Below are 22,806 nucleotides of genomic sequence, written 5' to 3' on the forward strand. Positions count from 1 at the left end.
GATGAAACTCAATGATCTGAGTCCAGCGCCGGGTTCCCGTCGTGAAAAGCATCGTCCGGGCCGTGGTATCGGTAGTGGTTTGGGCAAGACCGGTGGCCGTGGCCACAAAGGTCAGACCTCCCGCTCCGGTGGCACCATTGCTCCAGGCTTTGAAGGCGGTCAACAGCCGCTGCATCGTCGCCTGCCGAAGTTCGGTTTCGTTTCCCTGAAAGCCATGGACCGCGCAGAAGTGCGTCTGTCCGAGCTGGCCAAAGTGGATGGCGACATCGTCACCGTGCAGTCCCTGAAGGATGCCAACGTGATCAACCAGAACGTTCAGCGTGTGAAAATCATGCTGTCGGGCGAAGTTGCTCGTGCTGTCACCATCGGAAAGGGAATCGGCGCCACCAAAGGTGCGCGCGCGGCTATCGAAGCAGCTGGCGGCAAGTTCGAGGAATAAATGGCTAAGCAAGGTGCTCTCTCTGCGCTCGGCAAAGGCGGTATGTCTGAACTCTGGGCTCGTCTGCGTTTTCTGTTCCTGGCGATTATCGTCTACCGAATAGGCGCACACATCCCGGTTCCAGGTATCAACCCGGACCGACTCGCGGACCTGTTTCGACAGAATGAGGGGACCATTCTTAGCTTGTTCAACATGTTTTCCGGCGGCGCGCTGGAGCGGATGAGCATCTTTGCACTGGGGATCATGCCGTACATTTCGGCATCGATTATCATGCAATTGATGAGCGCCGTCAGCCCGCAGCTGGAGCAGTTGAAGAAGGAAGGTGAAGCTGGCCGTCGCAAGATCAGCCAGTACACCCGCTACCTCACTGTCGTCCTCGCTCTCGTCCAGGCTGTTGGCATGTCCATCGGTCTGGCGGGGCAGGGCGTAGCGTTCACTGGTGACTTTGGCTTCCATTTCGTTGCGGTAACCACTTTTGTGGCGGGCGCGATGTTCATGATGTGGCTGGGTGAGCAGATTACTGAGCGTGGTGTTGGCAACGGTATCTCGATGTTGATCTTCGCAGGTATCGTCGCCGGTCTTCCGAGAGCAATCGGGCAGTCTTTCGAGTCTGCGCGTCAGGGCGATATCAATATTTTCGCCCTGGTTGCCATCGGTCTGTTGGCAGTAGCGATTATCGGTTTCGTGGTGTTCATCGAGCGTGGTCAGCGGCGTATTGCTGTTCACTACGCCAAGCGTCAGCAGGGCCGCAAGGTGTTTGCTGCGCAGACCAGCCACTTGCCGTTGAAGGTGAACATGGCCGGCGTTATTCCGGCTATTTTCGCGAGCAGCATCCTGCTGTTCCCAGCTTCGTTGGGTGCCTGGTTCGGCCAGTCTGAAGGTATGGGCTGGTTGCAGGACATCTCGCAGTCGATCGCTCCTGGTCAGCCGTTGAATATTCTGCTGTTTAGTGCAGGGATTATTTTCTTCTGCTTCTTCTATACGGCGTTGATGTTCAATCCGAAAGACGTAGCGGAAAACCTGAAGAAGTCCGGTGCCTTTATTCCGGGTATCCGTCCAGGTGAGCAGTCGGCGCGCTACATTGATGGCGTTTTGACTCGTTTGACCTTGTTCGGTGCTCTTTACATGACGGCCGTGTGCCTGCTTCCCCAGTTCCTGGTGGTTGCGGCAAACGTACCGTTCTACCTTGGCGGGACCTCGTTGCTGATCGTGGTCGTGGTTGTGATGGACTTCATGTCCCAAGTACAATCGCACCTCGTTTCGCACCAGTACGAATCCCTGATGAAGAAAGCCAACCTGAAGGGCTACGGCAGCGGCATGTTGCGCTGAGTAGCGTCCATAAGGTTCGAGGAGTTGGTGATGAAAGTTCGTGCATCGGTGAAAAAGCTGTGCCGTAACTGCAAGATTATTCGCCGCGAAGGTGTTGTTCGGGTAATTTGCAGCGCGGAACCGCGTCACAAACAGCGCCAAGGCTGAGTGTGATTGTGCTTAAGCCCGGCAGCTAGTGCGCTGCCGGGTTGATTATTTGTTATTACAGCGATATTATCTCGCGCCCTATTTCTTGGCTTCCGGGGCGTAGGTAGCTGTCAATTGGAGTCCCACTGAATGGCCCGTATTGCAGGCGTCAACATTCCAGATAACAAGCATACTGTTATCTCGCTGACCTACATCTATGGTGTTGGTCGCACTACTGCACAGAAAATTTGTGCAGTGACTGGGGTCAACCCAGCGGCAAAGATCAAAGATCTGAGCGACGAGCAGATTGAACAGCTGCGTGGCGAAGTGGCGAAGTTCACCACTGAAGGTGACCTGCGTCGCGAAATCAACATGAAAATCAAGCGCTTGATGGACCTCGGTTGCTATCGCGGTCTGCGTCATCGTCGTGGTCTGCCAGTACGCGGTCAGCGTACCAAGACCAACGCGCGTACCCGTAAAGGTCCGCGTAAGCCGATCCGCAAGTAATCGCCCCAGCGAATCGACAGGAATTTAATCATGGCAAAACCTGCTGCTCGTCCTCGTAAAAAAGTTAAAAAGACAGTGGTTGATGGCATCGCCCACATCCATGCTTCTTTTAACAACACCATCGTGACCATTACCGACCGTCAAGGTAACGCTCTTTCCTGGGCTACCTCCGGTGGTTCGGGTTTCCGCGGTTCCCGCAAGTCCACCCCGTTCGCTGCTCAAGTAGCTGCTGAACGTGCTGGTCAAGCTGCGCTGGAATACGGCCTGAAAAACCTCGACGTCAACGTCAAAGGTCCAGGTCCAGGTCGTGAATCCGCAGTCCGCGCTTTGAACGGCTGTGGCTACAAGATCGCCAGCATCACCGACGTGACGCCAATCCCGCACAACGGGTGCCGTCCGCCGAAGAAGCGCCGCGTGTAATCCAGGAGATTGTAAAGAATGGCTCGTTACATTGGTCCAAAATGCAAACTCGCTCGTCGCGAAGGCACCGATCTTTTTCTGAAGAGCGGCGTGCGCGCGATCGAATCGAAGTGCAACATTGAAGCAGCACCTGGTATCCACGGCCAACGCCGCGGTCGCCAGTCCGACTACGGCACCCAACTGCGTGAAAAGCAGAAGGTCCGTCGTATCTACGGCGTTCTCGAGCGTCAATTCAGCGGCTACTACAAAGAAGCTGCTGGCAAGAAAGGCGCAACCGGCGAAAACCTGTTGCAACTGCTCGAATGCCGTCTGGACAACGTTGTATACCGTATGGGTTTCGGTTCTACTCGTGCCGAATCCCGTCAGCTGGTATCGCACAAGTCGATCAGCGTTAACGGTCAGACCGTAAACGTTCCGTCCTACCAGGTTCGTGCTGGTGACGTGGTTGCTGTTCGCGAGAAAGCAAAGAACCAACTTCGCATTGTCCAAGCTCTCGATCTGTGTGCCCAACGTGGCCGCGTAGAATGGGTAGAAGTAGACACTGAGAAGAAGTCGGGCGTTTTCAAGAACGTTCCTGCTCGCAGTGATCTGTCCGCCGACATCAACGAAAGCCTGATTGTCGAGCTCTACTCCAAGTAAGGGCTAGAAAATAGGTGCATCCATGCAGATTTCGGTAAATGAGTTCCTGACACCCCGCCATATTGATGTGCAGGTTGTCAGTCCAACCCGCGCCAAGATCACACTCGAGCCTCTCGAGCGTGGTTTCGGCCACACCCTGGGCAACGCGCTGCGCCGCATCCTGTTGTCCTCAATGCCCGGCTGTGCAGTAGTCGAGGCCGAGATTGACGGTGTGCTCCACGAGTACAGCGCCATCGAAGGTGTACAGGAAGATGTAATTGAAATCCTGTTGAACCTTAAAGGTCTGGCTATCAAGCTGCACGGTCGTGACGAAGTTACGCTGACCTTGTCGAAGAAGGGTTCGGGGGTGGTTACCGCTGCCGATATTCAGCTGGATCATGATGTCGAGATCGTTAACCCCGATCACGTAATCGCTAACCTGGCGTCTAACGGCGCCCTGAACATGAAGCTCACTGTAGCTCGTGGTCGTGGTTATGAACCGGCAGACTCGCGTCAGAGCGATGAAGACGAAAGCCGCAGCATCGGTCGCTTGCAGCTTGACTCTTCGTTCAGCCCAGTTCGCCGTATCGCATACGTGGTGGAAAACGCCCGTGTCGAACAGCGTACCAACCTGGACAAGCTGGTTATTGATCTGGAAACCAACGGTACCCTGGATCCTGAAGAGGCTATCCGCCGTGCTGCAACCATCCTGCAACAGCAGTTGGCTGCGTTCGTCGACCTCAAAGGTGACAGTGAGCCAGTGGTTGTCGAGCAGGAAGACGAGATCGATCCGATCCTGCTTCGCCCGGTTGACGATCTGGAACTGACTGTACGTTCGGCTAACTGCCTTAAGGCGGAAAACATCTACTACATCGGCGACCTGATTCAGCGTACCGAAGTAGAGCTGTTGAAGACTCCGAACCTTGGCAAGAAATCCTTGACTGAAATCAAGGACGTTCTGGCCTCCCGCGGTCTGTCCCTCGGCATGCGCCTCGACAACTGGCCGCCTGCAAGTCTTAAGAAGGACGACAAGGCGACTGCCTGATCGTCGTAATCACCGAACGTTGTGTTTGGTAAGGAATGAACCATGCGTCATCGTAAAAGTGGTCGTCACCTGAGCCGCACCAGCTCGCACCGCAAGGCCATGTTCCAAAACATGGCGGTGTCGCTGTTCGAGCACGAGCTGATCAAAACTACACTGCCGAAAGCCAAAGAACTGCGTCGCGTTGCTGAGCCGCTGATCACTCTGGCCAAGACAGATAGCCTGGCTAACCGCCGTCTGGCTTTCGACCGTACTCGTTCGAAAGCTATCGTTGGTAAGCTCTTCAACGACCTGGGCAAGCGTTACGCTACCCGTGAGGGTGGCTACCTGCGCATCCTCAAGTGCGGTTTCCGCGCTGGCGACAACGCGCCTATGGCGTACGTCGAGTTGGTTGATCGTGCTACCAGCGGTGAAGCTGTATCCGCTGAGTAAGTCGGCAACATACAAAAAACCGGGCCTTGTGCCCGGTTTTTTGTTGCCTGAAGGAAAAGCAGGTAAGCCGCTTCGACCGGCTTGGCTATTGGCAAGTATTCAGTGTTAGATAATGACTATCGATGTCCATGATTTAATGAATTTGGATACTGTCATTAATATGATCAATACTCCTTTCCAGCCGATTAGCCGGCAGTTCGAAGACCGACCTAGGAAGATTGAGCATGAGCCAGACCAAAACGCTTACGACCGCCAGCGGCGCTCCTGTCGCCGATAACCAGAACTCTCGTTCCGCCGGCCCGCGCGGCCCGCTGCTGCTCGACGATTTCCACCTGATCGAGAAGCTTGCTCACTTCAATCGCGAGAACATTCCTGAGCGCCGTGTGCACGCCAAAGGCTCGGGCGCCTACGGCACATTCACCGTCACCCAGGACATTACCCCGTACACCAGCGCCAAGTTGTTCGAGTCAGTCGGCAAGCAGACGCCCACCTTCCTGCGGTTCTCCACCGTGGGTGGCGAGCGTGGTTCGGCCGACACTGAACGTGACCCGCGCGGTTTCGCCCTGAAGTTCTACACCGAGGAAGGTAACTGGGACATCGTCGGCAACAACACGCCGGTATTCTTCATTCGTGATCCGTTGAAGTTTCCAGACTTCATCCACACCCAGAAACGTCTGCCGCAAAGCAACCTGAAAAGCGCCCAGGCGATGTGGGATTTCTGGTCGCATTCGCCTGAGGCGTTGCACCAGGTCACCATTCTGTTCTCTGATCGCGGCATTCCGGATGGCTACCGCCACATGCACGGCTTCGGTAGTCACACCTACAGCCTGATCAACGCGCAGGGTGAGCGCCGCTGGGTGAAGTGGCACTACAAGACCCAGCAAGGGATCAAGAACCTCGCGCCGGCAGAGGCAGCACGCCTGGCGGGTACCGACCCGGATTACGCCCAGCGTGACTTGTTCAGCGCCATCGAGCGCGGTGATTTCCCGAAATGGAGCGTTTGCATCCAGGTCATGACCGAGGCCCAGGCCGCAGCGCATTACGAGAATCCGTTCGACGTCACCAAGACCTGGTCGCAGAAAGAATTCCCGTTGATCGAAGTCGGTGTGCTTGAGCTCAACCGTAACCCGCTGAACTACTTTGCCGAAGTCGAGCAAGCGGCGTTCGGCCCGAGCAACATGGTGCCAGGGGTTGGTCTCTCGCCGGACCGTATGCTGCAGGGTCGCGTCTTCGCCTACGCTGATGCGCACCGCTACCGTGTGGGCACCAATCACCAGCAATTGCCGGTGAATGCGCCGCGCAGTCCGGTCAATACCTACCAGCGCGACGGTGCCATGGCGTTTGGCAGCAATGGCGGGGCGGCACCGAACTACGAGCCTAACAGCTACGTGGAGGCACCGAAGCAGGCCCCGCGTTATGCAGAACCAGCACTGGCCCTCAGTGGCGCGGCGGACCGTTTTGATCATCGCGAAGACACCGACTACTACAGTCACGCCGGTGCGCTGTTCCGCTTGATGAGCGAGGAGCAGAAGGCGCTGTTGATCAGCAACATCGCCGGTGCAATGGGGGGCGTGTCGGCAGATGTGGTTGACCGTCAGTTGCAGCATTTCTTCAAGGCCGATGTTGCCTATGGAGAGGGCATCGCAAAAGCCTTGGGTGTAGCGCTTAACTAAGTCTAAACGAGAAGCAGAACCGCCCTCATTAGGGCGGTTTTTGCGTTATTTAACCCGGTTTTCTCGGATTTTCTTCGCTTTTGTAGCGTTGAGACAGTGACCTTGCGGTCAGCTTGGTTCAAACTACAACCTTTAAAAGCTTGTGGAGATGTAGGGCGATGCAAGGTCACCCAGACGTAATCGATTACCTCAACACGTTGCTGACCGGCGAGCTGGCAGCCCGTGATCAATATTTCATCCATTCGCGGATGTACGAGGATTGGGGTTTTACCGAGCTCTACGAACGTATCAACCACGAGATGGAAGAAGAGACCCAGCACGCCGATGCACTGATGCGCCGGATCCTGATGCTCGAAGGTACGCCACGCATGCGTGCCGATGATCTCGACGTCGGTACCACGGTGCCCGACATGCTCGCCGCCGACCTGCGCCTGGAATACAAAGTCCGCGCTGCGCTGTGCAAAGGCATCGAGCTCTGCGAGCAGCACAACGACTATGTGACCCGCGAGATCCTGCGGATCCAGCTCAACGACACCGAAGAAGACCATACCTACTGGCTGGAGAAGCAGTTGGGTCTGATCAAGTTGATCGGGTTGGAGAACTACCTGCAATCGCAGTTCTGATTGCTGGGAAAGGGAACGCAGAGCGTCCCAAGCTGCATTCCCACGCAGAGCGTGGGAACGATCAAACAAAAAAAGCCCCTGCCATCGATGAGATGACAGGGGCTTTTTCGTGCTCGGGTGAAATCAGTCCCGATCACGTTCCAGCAGCGGCTTGAGGTAGTAGCCAGTGTAGGACTGCTTCATCTCGGCCACTTGTTCCGGTGTACCCACGGCGATGATCTGGCCGCCTTTGGAGCCGCCTTCCGGCCCCAGGTCCACCAGCCAGTCAGCGGTCTTGATCACGTCCAGGTTGTGTTCGATCACCACCACGGTGTTGCCGTGGTCGCGAAGGCGGTGCAGCACGTCGAGCAATTGCTGGATATCGGCGAAGTGCAGGCCTGTGGTCGGCTCGTCGAGGATATACAGGGTCTTGCCGGTGTCGCGCTTGGACAGCTCGCGGGACAACTTGACCCGCTGGGCCTCACCGCCGGACAACGTCGTTGCCGACTGCCCCAGCTTGATATACGACAGGCCGACATCCATCAGCGTCTGGAGCTTGCGCGCCAGGGCCGGCACCGCGTCGAAGAACACTCGGGCCTCCTCGATGGTCATCTCGAGGGTTTCGTGGATGTTCTTGCCCTTGTACTTGATCTCCAGGGTCTCGCGGTTGTAGCGCTTGCTCTTGCACACATCGCACGGCACGTAGATGTCGGGCAGGAAGTGCATTTCCACCTTGATCAGGCCATCGCCCTGGCAGGCTTCGCAGCGCCCGCCCTTGACGTTGAACGAGAAACGCCCCGGGCCGTAGCCCCGTGAGCGGGACTCCGGCACGCCGGCGAACAGTTCACGGATCGGTGTGAACAACCCGGTATAGGTCGCCGGGTTGGAGCGCGGGGTACGGCCGATGGGGCTTTGGTCGATGTCGACGACTTTATCCAGGTGCTCCAGGCCCTTGATGCTGTCGTGGGCGGCCGCTTCCAGGGTGGTGGCGCCGTTCAGGGCCGTGGCACTGAGGGGAAACAGGGTGTTGTTGATCAGCGTCGATTTGCCGGAGCCGGACACGCCGGTAACGCAGGTCAGCAGGCCGATCGGGATTTCCAGGTCGACGTTGCGCAGGTTGTTGCCGCGAGCACCCTTGAGGGTCAGCGACAATTTCTTGTTGCGCGGCGTACGTTTGGCCGGGACCTTGATCTTGACCCGGCCCGACAGGTATTTGCCCGTCAGCGAATCAGGGTGCGCCATGACTTCGGCGGCGGTGCCCTGGGCGACGATATGCCCGCCATGCACGCCCGCGCCCGGGCCGATGTCGACGACGTAGTCGGCCAGGCGGATGGCGTCCTCGTCGTGCTCGACCACGATCACCGTGTTGCCGATGTCCCGCAGATGCTTCAGGGTTCCGAGCAGTCGGTCGTTGTCCCGTTGGTGCAGGCCGATGGACGGCTCGTCGAGGATGTACATCACCCCCACCAGGCCGGCGCCGATCTGGCTGGCGAGGCGGATACGCTGGGCTTCGCCGCCGGACAGGGTGTCGGCGCTGCGATCGAGGGTCAGGTAATCCAGGCCGACGTTTACCAGGAACTGCAGGCGCTCGCGGATTTCCTTGAGGATCTTGTCGGCGATTTCGCCACGACGACCGGTGAGCTTCAAGCCGCCGAAATACTCGGTGGCGTCGCCAATCGGCAGGTTGGTCACCGCCGGCAGCGTCTTCTCGCCGACCCACACATGCCGCGCTTCGCGACGCAGGCGGGTGCCACGGCAATCGGGGCAGGGCTGGGTGCTGAGGAACTTGGCCAGTTCTTCGCGCACGCTGGCTGACTCTGTCTCGCGGTAGCGTCGCTCCAGGTTCGGCACGATGCCTTCGAACGGGTGGGAGCGCTTGACGATATCGCCGCGGTCGTTGAGGTACTTGAAGTCGACATTCTGCGAGCCACTGCCCTGCAGGATGAATTTCTGCTGGTCAGCGGGCAACTCGTTGAACGGCATGTCCAGGCTGAACTTGTAATGGGCTGCCAGTGAACCGAGCATCTGGAAGTAATAGACGTTGCGCCTGTCCCAGCCGCGAATCGCGCCTTCGGCCAGGGTCAGCTCGCCATTGACCAGCCGCTTGGTGTCGAAGAACTGCTTGACCCCCAGGCCATCGCAGGTCGGGCAGGCGCCGGCCGGGTTGTTGAAGGAGAACAGCTTGGGTTCCAGCTCGCTGATGGCGTGGCCGCAGATCGGGCAGGCGAAGCGCGCGGAGAAAATGATCTCTTCGCCAGGCTCGTCGTCCATTGGTGCGACCAGGGCGATACCGTCGGCCAGTTTCAGCGCCGTCTCGAAGGACTCGGCCAGCCGCTGTTGCAGGTCGGCCCGGACCTTGAAGCGGTCGACCACCACATCGATCGAATGCTTCTTCTGTTTATCCAGCTTCGGCAATTCGTCCAGTTCGCACAGCTTGCCGTTGACCCGGGCCCGCACGAAGCCCTGGGCGCGCAGTTCTTCGAAAACCATCAGGTGTTCGCCCTTGCGCTCGCGAATCACTGGCGCCAGCAGCATCAGCTTGCTGCCTTCCGGCTGGGCCAGCACCAGGTCGACCATCTGGCTGACGGTCTGGGCTTCCAGGGGGATGTCGTGATCGGGGCAACGGGGAATACCGACCCGCGCATACAGCAAGCGCAGGTAGTCGTAGATCTCGGTGATGGTGCCGACCGTCGACCGGGGGTTATGGGAGGTCGACTTCTGTTCGATGGAAATCGCCGGCGACAGGCCTTCGATGGTGTCGACGTCGGGTTTTTCCATCATCGACAGGAACTGCCGGGCGTAGGCCGACAGCGATTCGACATAGCGCCGCTGGCCTTCAGCGTACAACGTGTCGAAGGCCAGGGATGATTTGCCGGATCCGGACAGGCCGGTGATGACGATCAGCTTGTCCCGTGGCAGGGTCAGGTCGATGTTCTTCAGGTTGTGGGTACGGGCCCCACGAATCAGGATCTTGTCCAAAGTGGCCTCGCTCGGCGGGCGTCGAAAACGTAGGAGTATACGGGCAAATACTGGATGGATGCACACTATTGAAGGTGCGATTGCAGCCATACATGAAGACTGCGCGGCAAACGGTCGCCATATACCCTCTCAATCGATGGGACTGGTAGAATCGCCGCCGGTTCACATGAGGTTTTTCCATGCAAGATCCCCACAGCGAACGCATGAGTAGTGGCGAGACACGCGCAGCAAGCGGTCTGGCCCTGGTGTTCGCCTTCCGTATGCTGGGCATGTTCATGGTGTTGCCGGTGCTGGCGACCTATGGCATGGACCTGGCTGGCGCGACCCCGGCCCTCATCGGGTTGGCGATTGGCGCCTATGGCCTGACCCAGGCGATCTTCCAGATCCCGTTCGGGGTCATTTCCGACCGCATCGGCCGGCGTCCGGTCATCTACCTGGGGTTGATCGTCTTCGCCCTTGGCAGTGTGCTGGCGGCCAATGCCGACTCGATCTGGGGCGTGATCGCCGGACGGATCCTACAGGGCGCCGGGGCTATTTCCGCGGCTGTCATGGCGCTGTTGTCAGACTTGACCCGCGAACAGCATCGGACCAAGGCCATGGCCATGATCGGCATGACCATCGGTCTGTCGTTCGCCGTCGCCATGGTCGTGGGCCCCTTGCTGACCCGCGCCTTTGGTTTGTCGGGCCTGTTCCTGGCAACCGGTGCCATGGCATTGGTGGGGATCCTGATCGTGGCGTTCATGGTGCCGCACGCCACTGGCCCGTTGCAGCACCGGGAATCCGGGGTGGCGCGTCAAGCCTTGATCCCGACGCTCAAGCACCCGGACCTGTTGCGCCTGGACCTGGGCATTTTCGTGCTCCACGCCATGCTGATGTCCAGCTTCGTAGCCTTGCCGCTGGCGCTGGTCGAGAAGGCCGGCCTGCCCAAGGAGCAGCACTGGTGGGTCTACCTGACGGCGCTGCTGATTTCGTTCTTCGCCATGATTCCGTTCATCATCTATGGCGAGAAACGACGCAAAATGAAACGAGTTTTGCTCGGCGCCGTCATGACGCTGATGCTCACTGAGCTATTCTTCTGGCAGTTCGGCGATAGCTTGCGGGCCCTGGTGATCGGCACGGTGGTGTTCTTCACCGCGTTCAATCTGCTGGAAGCATCGCTGCCATCGCTGATCAGCAAGGTTTCACCGGCGGGCGGCAAGGGCACGGCGATGGGGGTCTATTCCACCAGCCAGTTCCTGGGTTCGGCGTTGGGCGGGATCCTCGGCGGCTGGCTGTTCCAGCATGGCGGTTTGTCGGTTGTGTTCCTGGGTTGTGCCGCGCTGGCTGCACTTTGGTTCGCCTTTGCTGTTACCATGCGCGAACCTCCCTATGTGACGAGCCTGCGCTTGCCCTTATCGCCCGAGGCGATTCGTGAGGCTGGCCTGACCGAGCGTCTGAAGGCCGTCGTTGGAGTAACCGATGCAGTGGTGGTCGCCGACGAAGCGGCCGTGTATATCAAACTCGACACCGAATTATTGGATCGCGCGACGCTCGAGCGCCTGGTGAACAACCCGGCCCCGACTACGTGCGAAGCCTAGGAGAACGTTATGGCCCGTGGGGTTAACAAAGTCATATTGGTCGGTACTTGCGGCCAGGATCCCGAAGTTCGCTACCTGCCGAACGGCAACGCCGTGACCAACCTGAGTCTGGCGACCAGCGAACAGTGGACCGACAAGCAGACCGGCCAGAAGGTCGAGAAGACCGAATGGCACCGCGTGTCGATGTTCGGCAAGGTGGCTGAGATCGCCGGCGAATACCTGCGCAAGGGTTCGCAGGTGTACATCGAGGGCAAGTTGCAGACTCGCGAGTGGGAAAAGGACGGTATCAAGCGTTACACCACCGAAATCGTGGTCGACATGCAAGGCACCATGCAACTGCTGGGCGGTCGTCCACAGGGCGACCAGCAGCAAGGTGGCAACAACTACCAGCAGTCGGCTCCGGCCCCGCGTCAGCAGGCACCTCGTCCGCAGTCGGCGCCACAGCCACAACGCGAACGCCCGGCCCCACAACAGGCCGCGCCGCAACCAGCTCCGGATTTCGACAGCTTTGATGACGATATTCCGTTCTGATGACGGGTTGAGACTACTCAGCCAATAGTTTGAAAAAGGCCCCAAGCGCACTTTGCCCTTGGGGCTTTTTATTGATTGGCGCAGGCCTGGTTCGTGGATCGAGGACACCGCGCGATCCAGGTCTTGCTCACAAATCCAGATCCAATACTTCCTGCATCTTCTCGCCAATCGACTGCCTCAACCACTCGGCATGGAACGCCATGTCCCGCACCGTTACATCCGAAAACCGAAGTTCGATCGGCTTGCCATTGGCCCCGGCGAAGCACACCACAAAGTGACAAAAGTGGGCGGAAGCGGTCGTTATGTAGGGCCTGATGGAATGGATATCGCTGTAGGGCACGCATTCTTCGGTGGTTTGCCGGGCAGGGCGGCGCTGGGTGAAGGTGAGGCGTTGCTGGCGTTCGTCGAAGCAGAAGCCAAGCACCTTGGGCCCGGAGACGAGCCAGTTGATCACGCAGACGGCCGCGAATGCGCTGATGAACATGAGCGCTAGAATCAGCGGATCTTCGATCATTCTCATGTGAATGGACGACAGACCTTCGACCTTGAACAGCATCATGGTAAACACTGCCAGCCCGTAGACGGGCAGGGCCAGTAACATCCCCGCAGCGTAAATCATGGTGCCCAGGAATCCCTGCCTGGATACGTCGCTTGGGCAATCCCACGTGGGCGGGTGCCGTGGCGCTGATGTAGCGGTCGGGAACGGGGATTCGACCAGGCGCGGCGGGCGTTTGCGTTTCATGCGGCTGGCTCTTGGGAAAAATACCCGGCCATTCTCGTCGTAACTGCTCACACACGCCTAGTCATTTTCGCTTGCTGTTTATGGCTGCGCCTACGCCTGTTTTTCGCTCAGGAATTGCTCGGTGCTCACCACACTCGCGTAGGCAAAACCCAGCGCGGCCATGAACGCCGCATGCACCTGGGCAGCCGGCACGACGACGCCGTTGAATTCCAGGTCGAGGGTGGCGCAGGCATCATGAATCACCGTGACGCCGTAGCCCAGGTCCGCCGCCGCCCGCACCACGCCGTGAACGCACATGTGGCTCATGCTGCCGACCACCACCAGTTGCTCGACGCCATGCTGGTCGAGGATGGCTTGCAGTTCGGTTTCGCGAAACGAATTGACGAAGTGCTTGAGCACCACCGGTTCGTCGGCGCGGTTGAGCACCTTGGGGTGCAACTGTGCGCCTTCGGAGCCTGGGGTGAAGAAGGGGGCGTCGTCGGAGGTGGATTCGTGGCGGATATGCACCACACTGTCGCCGGCCTGGCGAAAGGCTTCGATCAAGCGTGCGGCGTTATCGGCGGCGGCGTGGGCGCCGACCAACGGCCATTTGCCCTGGGGGAAGTAGTCGTTCTGGATATCGACTACGATGAGCGCTTGCTTGGACATGGGGGCTTCCTTGATCAGATTGGGTGTGAAGCCAGTATTGGCTTTTGCCGTCGCTTCGAGGATTGGCCACAACGACAATAAGCGAGGGAAAACTGACAATGACGCAGCAAAGGGCAGTCGCCGAGCTTGGGGTGCTCATTTACCCTGGCGCGCAACTGGCGGCGGTGCATGGCTTGACCGATCTGTTTGCCGTGGCGCAGCGGATCGCGGCCGAGCATGCCAGCGTGCAGTTGCCAACGCTGCGGGTGAGTCACTGGCGGGCAGAGGAGGGCGAGGCTCCGCTGCGGGTGTTCGACAGCGAAACCGGCCCGGCGGGCAAGCTGGTGGCGTTGTTGATTCCACCGTCCCTTGCCGGTTTCAGTGCAGGCTTGGTCTCTCAGGCGCTGATGGATTGGCTGCGGGCGCAGCATGCCGACGGCACAGTGCTGGGCGGGGTTTGCGTGGGCTCGATCCTGCTGGCCGAAAGCGGCCTGCTTGACGGGCGCAGCGCCACCACCCACTGGACTTCGGCCAAGACCTTTGCCGCGCGTTACCCGAAGATCAAGCTCAACGCCGACAAACCCATCGTCGACGACGGTGACCTGATCACCACCGCCGGGCTGATGGCCTGGTCGGAACTGGGGCTGCGCCTGGTAGACCGTCTGCTCGGGCCCAGCATCGCCACGCGTACGGCGCAATTTCTGGTGATCGAGCACAGCGACAGCGCGAGCCAGTGCGGCAGTAACTTTGCGCCCATCCTCGGCCATGGCGACCCGGCGATTCTCAAGGTCCAGCATTGGTTGCAAAGCAGCGGCGCGGTGGAGGTTTCCCTCGGTGCGATGGCCGAACGCGCCGGTCTGGAAGAACGTACTTTCCTGCGCAGGTTTCGCGCCGCCACCGGGCTCAAGCCCACCGAATACTGCCAGCACCTGCGCGTCGGCAAGGCCCGGGAAATGCTGGAGTTCACCAATGGCACCATCGACCACATTGCCTGGACCGTCGGTTACCAGGACCCGAGCGCCTTTCGCGCGACGTTCAAGAAAATCACCGGGTTGGTGCCGAGCGATTACCGGGCGCGGTTTGGAGCAAGCCCGTCGAGCGTTCCCAAAGGCTGACGCTGATCCTTTGTGGCGAGGGGATTTGTGGGAGCAAGGCTTGCCCGCGATGGAGGCGCCTCGATTTCTGAAAGACCGCAGCGCCTTCATCGCGGGCAAGCCTTGCTCCCACATAGACTCCCTCGCCACAGGAGGGGGCGTATGCTGCTGGAGATCGTGCAATTTGCCGGATGCCTGCCGTCTCTCGTGCAGAATGAAACAGGCCCGGTGCTATCAATTGCTCCCGACGTGCCCGCTTGGCTGACCCTCATCGCCATCACCTCGTTGGCCTGATCTCTGCACCTTCCCTTATCTAAAGCCATCGAGCGCAGGAAAAAGGGCAACGCATGACACCAGTCAATCGCAACAAGCGGGTAGTGGCCTATTCGGTCAATCCACAAGCGCCGCGCCATGAGGTCGAGACCAACCGTGCACTGGCCCAGTGGCTGGCACAGATCCTGGGATGGGAGTACGGCGACAGTCATGACCCTCAGGCCGGTCATGATCTTTATCTGTTGCCCACGCAAACCCTGATCGGCGCCGAAGCCGCGATGCGCCTGGGTGTCAAAGGACCGGAGGACGTGTGGGGCGGGTATGTCGAGCATGATTTTATCTGCACCAAGGCGATTACCCACGGTCTGTTGAATAAGGACGCCGTGGCGCCCAAAGGCTGGTCGCCGCTGTTTGCCAAGCTCACGCGAGGCGCCGTACTCGATGGCGTGACGGTCTTTTCGCTCAAGGATGCGCGCCCGTCCGCCGAGCACTTGCTGTACACCGGGCCGATTCGCCTCAAGCCGATCCATGCCTGTGCCGGACGTGGCCAACGGCTGATCAAGAGCCTGGCGCAGTTCGATGAAATTGTCGCCGGGCCTGACGCCCAGGCGTTGTTTCGCGAAGGGGTGGTGCTGGAACAGCACCTCAACGAGGTCAAGACCCAGAGCGTCGGCCAGAGCTTCATCAATGGCAAGGTCCTGAGCTATTGCGGTGTGCAACACCTGACCCACGACAGCGAAGGGTTGGAGGTGTACGGCGGGTCGGACCTGCTGGTGGTGCAGGGCGGCTATATCGAGTTGCTCAGGCTCGAATTGCCCGATGATGTGCGCGAGGCGGTGCGGCTGGCGCAAGTGTTCGATGACGCCGCCAACCAGGCCTACCCGAGCTTTTTTGCATCGCGGCGCAATTACGACATTGCCCAGGGCCTGGATACCGCCGGCCAGCCCCGTGGCGGCGTGTTGGAACAGTCGTGGCGCATGGGCGGCGCCAGCAGTGCCGAGCTGGCGGCGTTGCAGGTGTTCGTCGAAGCGCCGCAAACCGGCGCGGTGCGGGTCTGCTCGGTGGAAACCTACCTCGACCAACCACCGCCAACCGGCGCCAGGGAGGTCTATCGCGGCGCGGCGCACAACGGCGACTTCCTTCTCAAATACGTAACGGTTCAATCCTATGACGGCTAGAAGTGAAACCATTCAGATCGAGATTGACGATGAACGCATGAACGGGACGTTCCTGAGTCCCAAGTCGAAGGTCCCTGGCGTGCTGTTCGTGCACGGCTGGGGTGGCAGCCAGGAGCGGGACCTGGAACGGGCCAAAGGCATCGCCGGCCTGGGTTGCGTGTGCCTGACCTTCGACTTGCGTGGGCACACCGGCGGGGCGGGGATCCCCTTGGCGCGAGTCACCCGCGAGGACAACCTGCGAGACCTGTTGGCGGCCTACGACCGCCTGCTCGCGCACCCGGCCTTGGATACCTCGGCGATTGCCGTGGTGGGCACCAGTTATGGCGGCTACCTGGCTTCGATCCTGACTTCGCTGCGCCCGGTGCGCTGGCTGGCCCTGCGGGTGCCGGCGCTGTACCGCGACGAGCAATGGCACACGCCCAAGCGCGACCTGGACAAGACCGATCTGCTGGATTACCGCAGCACGCTGGTGCACGCCGGAACCAATCGCGCCTTGCATGCGTGTTCGCAGTTCACCGGCGATGTATTGCTGGTGGAGTCCGAGACCGATGCCTACGTGCCCCATGCCACCATCATGAGCTACCGGGCGGCGTGCCAGCAGACCCATTCGCTGACGCACCGGATCATCGACGGCGCCGACCATGCCTTGAGCGACCCCGTGTCACAGCAGGCCTACACCTCGATCCTGGTGGGCTGGATCACGGAAATGGTGGTGGGAGAGCGGTTGAGCATTATCCAGGAGCGGTGATCTGGATTTTGTATCGTCTGTGCGGGCCTCTTCGCGAGCAAGCCCGCTCCCACAATGGATCTATGGCGAACACAGAATTCGTATTCAGCACAGATCCCTGTGGGAGCGGGCTTGCTCGCGAAGGGGTCAGCACAAGCAACTCATCATTCAGGCAACCCATCACTTGGGCCCAGGCTTGACCCGCAACGCCTTGGCCTTCGCCTCGATCACCAGGTACATCACCACGGTAATCAGCAACGGCAAGATGAAGTAGATCGCCCGGTAGGCGATCAACCCCGCCAGCAGGCTGCCCCGCGACACTTCATGTTGCAGCAGCGCAACGAACACCGCCTCCAACACCCCGAGCCCCGCCGGAATGTGGGTGATGACCCCGGCGATGCTGCTGATCAGCAATACCCCGAGCACCACCGGATAATCCAGTTTGCCGGGCAGCAACGTGAAGATCACCGCCGCCATCAACGACCAGTTCAGCGCGCCCAACGCCAGTTGCAGCACCGCCATGCGCAGCGATGGCAGGTTGATTTCCATGCCGCGAATCGTCCACGCCCGGCGCTTGGAAAATCGACAGGCCACCAGGTAACCCGCGCTCACCAACAGCAACAGCGCGCCGACGCCTTGCAGCGCATCGCTGCTGAGTTTCCAGCCCGGTGGCATGGTCACCAGGCCGCTGCTGAACACCACTCCGGCCAGGGTCATGTAGCCGAACCAGTTGGTGGCCAGGCTCAGGCCGAGGATCTTGGCAATGTTCCCGCTGCTGACCCCCAGCCGCGAATACAGCCGATAACGCATGGCGATGCCACCGACCCAGGCGCTGAGGTTGAGGTTGAACGCGTAACTGATCACCCCCACCGGCAAGATCTGCCGCCAACCCAGTTTCTGGCGGATGTAGGTGCGACCGATCAGGTCGAAACAGGCATAGGTAATGAAGCTGGTGACGGTCAGTGCGGCGGCAATGATCAAGGTGCGCGCCTTGAAATCGGCCAAGGTGGCTAACACCTCGGACCAATCGATGCGTCGGGCCAGGGTGGTGAACAGCACGATCAACAGCAGGAAAAACGCCAGGGTCAGCGGTCTTTTCCAGCGGCTCCAGCGAGATTTTGGCGTGGCCTGCTCCGGCGCATGGGCATCTGTCGGCGCGGTGTGCGCTTCAGAGGGGTTCATGGGGTTCGCTCCGGACCGCCGTCGGCGGCGAAAAAGGTTTCAGACGCGGTTTATGAGCCGGCAACCAGCCGGCCCAGGCCGGGAAATGGCGCAAACAGTGGAACACCATGAAACCGATGGTCATGCGCCACAACAGCCCCCGGGGGGCGTGGTCCTTGGGCATCGCGGTGCAATGGTTGCGGCTCAGGTAGTCGAGGCGCTCGAACAACTCGCGGTTGAATGCCCGGTCGCGGATCAGCACATTGGCTTCCAGGTTCAGCGACAGGCTCAGCGGGTCGAGGTTGCTCGAACCCACCGTGCTCCAGTCCTCATCCACCAAGGCGACCTTGCCGTGCAGCGGCCGCTCGCAGTATTCGTAGATCACCACGCCGGCCTTGAGCAGGTAGCTGTAGAGCATGCGCGCGGCGAGCTTGGCGATCATCATGTCCGGCTGGCCCTGCAGGATCAGCCGTACTTCCACGCCGCGCCGTGCCGCGTTGCGGATCTCGCGCAGCAACCGGTAGCCAGGGAAGAAATAGGCGTTGGCGATCACCACCCGCCGCTGGGCACTGCGCAGCACTTGCAGGTAGACCTCTTCGATGTCGGTCTGGTGTTCGTGGTTATCCCGGTAGATCAGGCGCACCTGGCCGTCATGGTCGTTGAACGCCAGCGCGTGGCGGCGGCTGCGGCGGCGTTGCCACCAGTATTTGGCCCGGGCGGGCCGGCCACTCTGCAACAGCGCGAAGTGGTGGATATCCACCACCGCCGGGCCTTTGACCTCCACGGAATAGTCCTGCTTGGCCTCGGCGCCGAAATCCCCCAAGTGGTCGGCGGAAAAATTGATCCCGCCGATAAACGCAATCACCCCGTCCACCACCACGATCTTGCGGTGCAGGCGGCGGAACCAGTTGGTGCGGATCCCCAGACGCCGGGGCGCCGGGTCGAACATCTGCAAGCGCACCCCGGCGTCGCTCAATGAGGCCAGGAAATCGATGGTCAACTCACCGCAGCCGAAGCCATCGAGGCTGACAGTGATCCGCACCCCACGCTCGGCGGCTTCGACCAACAGATCCCGCAGTTCAATGCCGACCTTATCCTCGAACAGGATGAAGGTCTCAATAAGGATTTCTGTCTCGGCCCGGCGAATGGCCTCGAAGACCCTGGGGAAAAACTCCTCGCCGTTCTCCAGCAGCTTGACGCGATTGTTGCCGTGCCAGCCGTATTCGATATCCGTCAGCGCCGGATTGCGCTCGGTGGGTGGCGCCTCGACCTGCTCAACCGTCGCCTTGTTCATCGTCGCGCTCATAATTCGATCTCCACCGACAGCGGTGCGTGGTCGGAGAGGTGCGACCAGGGTCGTACGCTCAACACCTTGGGATGACGGGCCTTGAGGTTGCGCACGTAGATGCGGTCCAGGCGCAGGATCGGCAGGCGTGCCGGAAAGCTGCGGGCCGGTTTGCCCCACTGTTCGGCGAACACTTCCCGCAGGCCGCAGGGTTCGAGCAGTTCACTGGCCTTGCCGCGCCAGTCGTTGAAGTCGCCCGCGACGATCACGGGCGCGTCGGGCGGCAGTTCGCTCAAACGCTGGCAAAGCAGCTTGAGTTGCTCGACACGATGCCCCTCCCGCAACCCCAGGTGGACGCATATGGCATGCAGATCCTGTCCATCGCCCGGCAGGCGCAGCACGCTGTGGAGCATGCCGCGGTTTTCATGGCCGCTGATGGACATGTCCAGGTTGTCGTGGCGAATGATCTGGAATTTCGACAGCAACGCATTGCCATGGTCGCCCGCCGGGTACACCGCGTTGCGCCCGTAGGCGAACTGCGGCCAGAGGCTGTCGGCCAGGAACTCGTACTGCGGCATGCTCGGCCAGTTGCTGTAGCGCTGGGGGTGGTGTTCGTGGGTGCCGTGGACTTCCTGCAAGAACACCACATCGGCGGACACACTGCGCACCGCCTCGCGCAGCTCCGGCAGGATGAAGCGCCGGTTCAGGGCGGTGAAGCCCTTGTGGGTGTTGACCGTCAGCACGGTGAAGTGGCTGACCCGGTCGAGATCCTGGGGCTGTTGCCGGGTCGGCTCGTGGGTCGCTTCGGTGGTTTCTGGAGGGTTCATGGCAACACCCCTTCGGCCGGGCGCTCGCCGGGCAGGGTCTCGGCATACCACTGGGCATACCGTTCGGGGCGTTGCAGGGCGTAGAACGATCCATTGATTTCGATGCTGTTGACCGCTCGCGGGGCGAATTGCAATTGCCGTTTCTGGGTCAGCCCCTTGGGGTAGCAATCCCCCCGCCAAGGCGTGTAGCGCCAGCCGCAAATGCCAATGTGGATCGCCGTCATGTATCCCTCCCGTGCCAATGACCTCGTACTGCCTGTGTCTTGTGATGACTGTTGCGCGGCCCGGAAAGTTTCGATGGTCTTACCGACGGTGAAGCACTGTGGCGAGCGGATTTATGTGGGAGCAAGGCTTGCCCGCGAACAGGCGCCTCGATTTCTGAAAGACCGCGGCGCCTCCATCGCGGGCAAGCCTTGCTCCCACATAAATCCCTGCCACAAGGGGGTGTATTGACCTTCTGAGCGAACTTGCCGGCTCGTTATTGATCAGTTCCTTACCGATCCCGTGTGAAGGAGCCTCGCGTTTTGTCTCGATTGAGCACTGTATTGCTGCTGTTCCTGCTGGCGATGACCGGCACCAGCGCCTACGGGACCGCCGCTGTCCCTGGCACTGCCAAGCCCGATGAACCGCCCGCCGAACCCGCGCCGCCAGGACAAGCTCGACCTCAACCAGAGCCTGGTGGATGCCTGGCGCCTGCGGGCGGACCGGGCGGTGGATGAGGTGGACCGGCTGGTGGACCAGACGTCCCGTTCGTCCTGGCGCGTGGCGGGGGATTTCCTGTTGTTGTCGAGCGTCTGGATCGGCGCTTTCGCACTGATCTGGTCGGGCGCGCGGCTGCTGCTGCGCCATCTGGGCCGGCGCCGCTGGTTGCGCAGCCGCCAGCGCCTGCGCGACCTGCTCGGTTATCTGCTGCCGTACACCGCTGCGGCGTTGGTCTGCCTGCCGCTGACCCTGTACGGCAGCCACTTCCTGCAGGTGTCGGTCGGTCGCGCCCTGGCGCTGTGTTTCGCCTACGCCACCAGCAGCGGCATTTTCTCCACTTCGGTGTTGCTGTGCGTGATCGTGATGTTCAACGCTGGCCACAAACGCCGGGCGGTGGCGATGATCCGGCGCTTCAGCCCCCGGCCATTGTTCATGATCGGCTTTCTCGCCGCCCTCAGCGATGCCCTGACCAGCCCGCAGATCGCCCGGCAACTGGGCGGCAACATCACCAGCAGCATCGCAGTGTTCACCGGCCTGTTCGCCTCGGTGATCTTTGGCTGGCTGGTGATTCGCATGCGCCGGCCCGTGGCGCACCTGATCCGCAACCGCCCGCTGGCCCAGCGCTTGAAGCAACCGGCTTTGCAGGAGTCGCTGCGGATTTTCTCCGGGCTCTGGTATTGGCCGATCCTGTTGATGGTGCTGGTGTCGGCGGTGAGCCTGATCGGTGTCGGCGAGGACAACCAGAAAGCCCTGCGTTGTGCGTTGTTCACCACCATCCTGCTGATCGCCACGGTGTTCCTCAGCACCGTGTTCCAGCACGTCTTCAAGTCGCCCAAGGCCGAAGCCATCCAGCGCCACAGCGCCTACAAGGGCCGTTTGCTGAGCTTGCTGCACGCGTTGCTGCGCATCGTCGTGGCGGTGGCGTTCATTGAGATCCTCGGGCGGATCTGGGGCATTTCCCTGTTCGAGTTCGCCTCGCGCAATGCCATCGGCCGGGCGATCAGCGACTCCCTGAGCCGCATCGGCCTGATCTTCCTGATGACCTGGCTCACATGGGTGGTGCTCGACACGGCGATCCAGGAAGCCTTGAAACCGCCGCTGAACAAGCGCGGGGCGCGCCAACCCAGCACCCGGGTCAAAACCATCCTGCCGCTGTTGCGCAACGCGGCGAAAATCATCCTGGTGGTGATTTGCGCAATCACCACCATGGCCAACCTGGGCATCAACGTCGCGCCGTTGCTGGCCGGTGCCGGTGTGGTGGGGCTGGCGATCGGTTTCGGTTCCCAGCAACTGGTGCAGGACGTGATCACCGGGCTGTTCATCATCATCGAAGACACGCTGTCCATCGGCGACTGGGTGGTGCTCAGCTCCGGCCACGCCGGCACCGTCGAAGGCCTGACCATCCGCACCCTGCGCCTGCGCGACGGCAAGGGCTTCGTGCATTCGGTGCCGTTCGGCCAGATCAAGGCCGTGACCAACCAGTCCCGGCAATTTGCCTTTGCGTTCTTCTCTGTGCAGTTCACCTATGACACCGACGTGGACCAGGCCATCGAACTGATTCGCGAGGCCGGGCGTTCGATTGCCGAAGACCCATTCCTGAAATTCAACCTGCAAGGACCGCTGGATGTGTTTGGCGTGGACAAGATGGACCTCAACGGCGTGGTGCTCACGGCGCAGTTTCGTACGGTGTCGGGTGGGCAGTATGCGGTGAGCCGGGCGTTCAACCAGCAGTTGAAGAAGCTTGTGGATAACCACCCGGCGGTGCATTTTGCGCAGACTTATCCACAGCAGGTGGTGTTGCCGCGGCGGTTGCTGGAGGAAGTGAAAGAGGGGGAAGAGGTGCCTGATCAATCTAAGTAACTGATGCGGTTTATGGTGGGGCAGCAGGCCTCTTCGCGAGCAAGCCCGCTCCCAC

At 60.4% G+C, this 22,806-nt stretch carries 22 protein-coding genes and 2 pseudogenes; 17 read left to right on the plus strand and 7 right to left on the minus strand.

Annotated elements, in window-relative coordinates:
* The first annotated feature begins 1 nt into the window (after position 1).
* The 10 genes from rplO to bfr all read left to right on the plus strand — a co-directional run bounded on the left by rplO (position 2) and on the right by bfr (position 7,209).
* On the plus strand, positions 2-439 hold the full coding sequence (gene rplO, locus CFII68_RS05130; protein ID WP_003186032.1) for a 50S ribosomal protein L15: 438 nt from the start codon (positions 2-4) through the stop codon (positions 437-439).
* On the plus strand, positions 440-1,768 hold the full coding sequence (secY, locus tag CFII68_RS05125; protein ID WP_018612224.1) for a preprotein translocase subunit SecY: 1,329 nt from the start codon (positions 440-442) through the stop codon (positions 1,766-1,768). It abuts the gene before it with no gap.
* A 30-nt stretch (positions 1,769-1,798) separates the two neighbouring features.
* Entirely contained in the window at positions 1,799-1,915 is a 117-nt protein-coding gene (rpmJ, locus tag CFII68_RS27155; RefSeq protein ID WP_002555468.1) for a 50S ribosomal protein L36, read from the plus strand.
* 129 nt (positions 1,916-2,044) lie between these two features.
* Positions 2,045-2,401 carry a 30S ribosomal protein S13 gene (gene rpsM / locus CFII68_RS05120; protein WP_003186020.1) on the plus strand — a complete coding sequence of 119 codons (357 nt, stop codon included), beginning with the start codon at positions 2,045-2,047 and terminating at the stop codon, positions 2,399-2,401.
* 30 nt (positions 2,402-2,431) lie between these two features.
* Positions 2,432-2,821: a 30S ribosomal protein S11 gene (gene rpsK / locus CFII68_RS05115; protein WP_002555466.1), complete on the plus strand. Its 390-nt coding sequence runs from the start codon at positions 2,432-2,434 to the stop codon at positions 2,819-2,821.
* An 18-nt stretch (positions 2,822-2,839) separates the two neighbouring features.
* A complete protein-coding gene (rpsD, locus tag CFII68_RS05110) occupies positions 2,840-3,460 on the plus strand; it encodes a 30S ribosomal protein S4 (protein WP_003176404.1) in 621 nt (206 codons plus the stop codon).
* Between the two features lie 22 nt (positions 3,461-3,482).
* Positions 3,483-4,484: a DNA-directed RNA polymerase subunit alpha gene (gene rpoA, locus CFII68_RS05105; RefSeq protein WP_003186012.1), complete on the plus strand. Its 1,002-nt coding sequence runs from the start codon at positions 3,483-3,485 to the stop codon at positions 4,482-4,484.
* A 42-nt stretch (positions 4,485-4,526) separates the two neighbouring features.
* Positions 4,527-4,913, plus strand: a complete 387-nt coding sequence (gene rplQ, locus CFII68_RS05100; RefSeq protein WP_003186009.1) for a 50S ribosomal protein L17 — start codon at positions 4,527-4,529, stop codon at positions 4,911-4,913.
* 224 nt (positions 4,914-5,137) lie between these two features.
* Positions 5,138-6,586 carry a catalase gene (locus tag CFII68_RS05095; protein ID WP_018612243.1) on the plus strand — a complete coding sequence of 483 codons (1,449 nt, stop codon included), beginning with the start codon at positions 5,138-5,140 and terminating at the stop codon, positions 6,584-6,586.
* Between the two features lie 158 nt (positions 6,587-6,744).
* Complete coding sequence (gene bfr, locus CFII68_RS05090) at positions 6,745-7,209, plus strand: bacterioferritin (protein WP_014340470.1); 465 nt, start codon at positions 6,745-6,747, stop codon at positions 7,207-7,209.
* A gap of 123 nt (positions 7,210-7,332) precedes the next feature.
* Here the strand turns inward: bfr and uvrA are convergent, their stop codons facing one another.
* Entirely contained in the window at positions 7,333-10,167 is a 2,835-nt protein-coding gene (gene uvrA / locus CFII68_RS05085) for an excinuclease ABC subunit UvrA (protein WP_014340469.1), read from the minus strand.
* 179 nt (positions 10,168-10,346) lie between these two features.
* Here uvrA and CFII68_RS05080 point away from each other — a divergent pair, with 179 nt between their 5' ends.
* A complete protein-coding gene (locus CFII68_RS05080) occupies positions 10,347-11,744 on the plus strand; it encodes an MFS transporter (RefSeq protein ID WP_018612247.1) in 1,398 nt (465 codons plus the stop codon).
* A gap of 9 nt (positions 11,745-11,753) precedes the next feature.
* Positions 11,754-12,275: a single-stranded DNA-binding protein gene (locus CFII68_RS05075; RefSeq protein WP_003206078.1), complete on the plus strand. Its 522-nt coding sequence runs from the start codon at positions 11,754-11,756 to the stop codon at positions 12,273-12,275.
* A gap of 127 nt (positions 12,276-12,402) precedes the next feature.
* Here CFII68_RS05075 and CFII68_RS05070 read toward each other — a convergent pair whose 3' ends face one another.
* Positions 12,403-13,017 (minus strand): hypothetical protein, encoded by a 615-nt coding sequence (locus CFII68_RS05070; protein ID WP_177325056.1) that lies wholly within the window; start codon positions 13,015-13,017, stop codon positions 12,403-12,405.
* Between the two features lie 90 nt (positions 13,018-13,107).
* On the minus strand, positions 13,108-13,665 hold the full coding sequence (locus tag CFII68_RS05065) for a cysteine hydrolase family protein (protein WP_018612252.1): 558 nt from the start codon (positions 13,663-13,665) through the stop codon (positions 13,108-13,110).
* Between the two features lie 98 nt (positions 13,666-13,763).
* Here CFII68_RS05065 and CFII68_RS05060 point away from each other — a divergent pair, with 98 nt between their 5' ends.
* The 4 genes from CFII68_RS05060 (at position 13,764) to CFII68_RS05050 (ending at position 16,937) form a co-directional block, all read left to right on the plus strand.
* Positions 13,764-14,759, plus strand: a complete 996-nt coding sequence (locus CFII68_RS05060; protein ID WP_018612254.1) for a GlxA family transcriptional regulator — start codon at positions 13,764-13,766, stop codon at positions 14,757-14,759.
* A 141-nt stretch (positions 14,760-14,900) separates the two neighbouring features.
* Positions 14,901-15,032, plus strand: a complete 132-nt coding sequence (locus tag CFII68_RS28010) for a hypothetical protein (protein ID WP_018612256.1) — start codon at positions 14,901-14,903, stop codon at positions 15,030-15,032.
* Between the two features lie 53 nt (positions 15,033-15,085).
* A complete protein-coding gene (locus tag CFII68_RS05055; protein WP_018612258.1) occupies positions 15,086-16,189 on the plus strand; it encodes a DUF3182 family protein in 1,104 nt (367 codons plus the stop codon).
* Positions 16,179-16,937 carry a S9 family peptidase gene (locus CFII68_RS05050; RefSeq protein WP_018612260.1) on the plus strand — a complete coding sequence of 253 codons (759 nt, stop codon included), beginning with the start codon at positions 16,179-16,181 and terminating at the stop codon, positions 16,935-16,937. Before CFII68_RS05055 ends, CFII68_RS05050 begins: the two co-directional genes overlap by 11 nt.
* A gap of 159 nt (positions 16,938-17,096) precedes the next feature.
* Here CFII68_RS05050 and CFII68_RS05045 read toward each other — a convergent pair whose 3' ends face one another.
* From CFII68_RS05045 to CFII68_RS05030, 4 genes and pseudogenes are all read right to left on the minus strand, one after another.
* Complete coding sequence (locus CFII68_RS05045) at positions 17,097-18,098, minus strand: lysylphosphatidylglycerol synthase domain-containing protein (protein ID WP_018612261.1); 1,002 nt, start codon at positions 18,096-18,098, stop codon at positions 17,097-17,099.
* A complete protein-coding gene (gene clsB / locus CFII68_RS05040) occupies positions 18,085-19,383 on the minus strand; it encodes a cardiolipin synthase ClsB (RefSeq protein ID WP_018612263.1) in 1,299 nt (432 codons plus the stop codon). Before clsB ends, CFII68_RS05045 begins: the two co-directional genes overlap by 14 nt.
* The gene (locus CFII68_RS05035) at positions 19,380-20,189 is read right to left on the minus strand and encodes an endonuclease/exonuclease/phosphatase family protein (RefSeq protein WP_018612265.1); all 810 of its coding nucleotides are present in this window, start codon (positions 20,187-20,189) and stop codon (positions 19,380-19,382) included. The genes clsB and CFII68_RS05035 overlap by 4 nt, the downstream gene beginning before the upstream one ends.
* A 26-nt stretch (positions 20,190-20,215) precedes the next feature.
* Positions 20,216-20,413, minus strand: a pseudogene (locus tag CFII68_RS05030) (DUF72 domain-containing protein); the annotation flags it as partial.
* Positions 20,414-20,713: 300 nt separating this feature from the next.
* Here CFII68_RS05030 and CFII68_RS05025 point away from each other — a divergent pair.
* Positions 20,714-22,751: pseudogene (locus CFII68_RS05025) on the plus strand (mechanosensitive ion channel family protein).
* The last annotated feature ends 55 nt before the right edge of the window (positions 22,752-22,806 follow it).

This window comes from Pseudomonas sp. CFII68, from assembly GCF_000416195.1.
Lineage (GTDB): Bacteria > Pseudomonadota > Gammaproteobacteria > Pseudomonadales > Pseudomonadaceae > Aquipseudomonas > Aquipseudomonas kilonensis.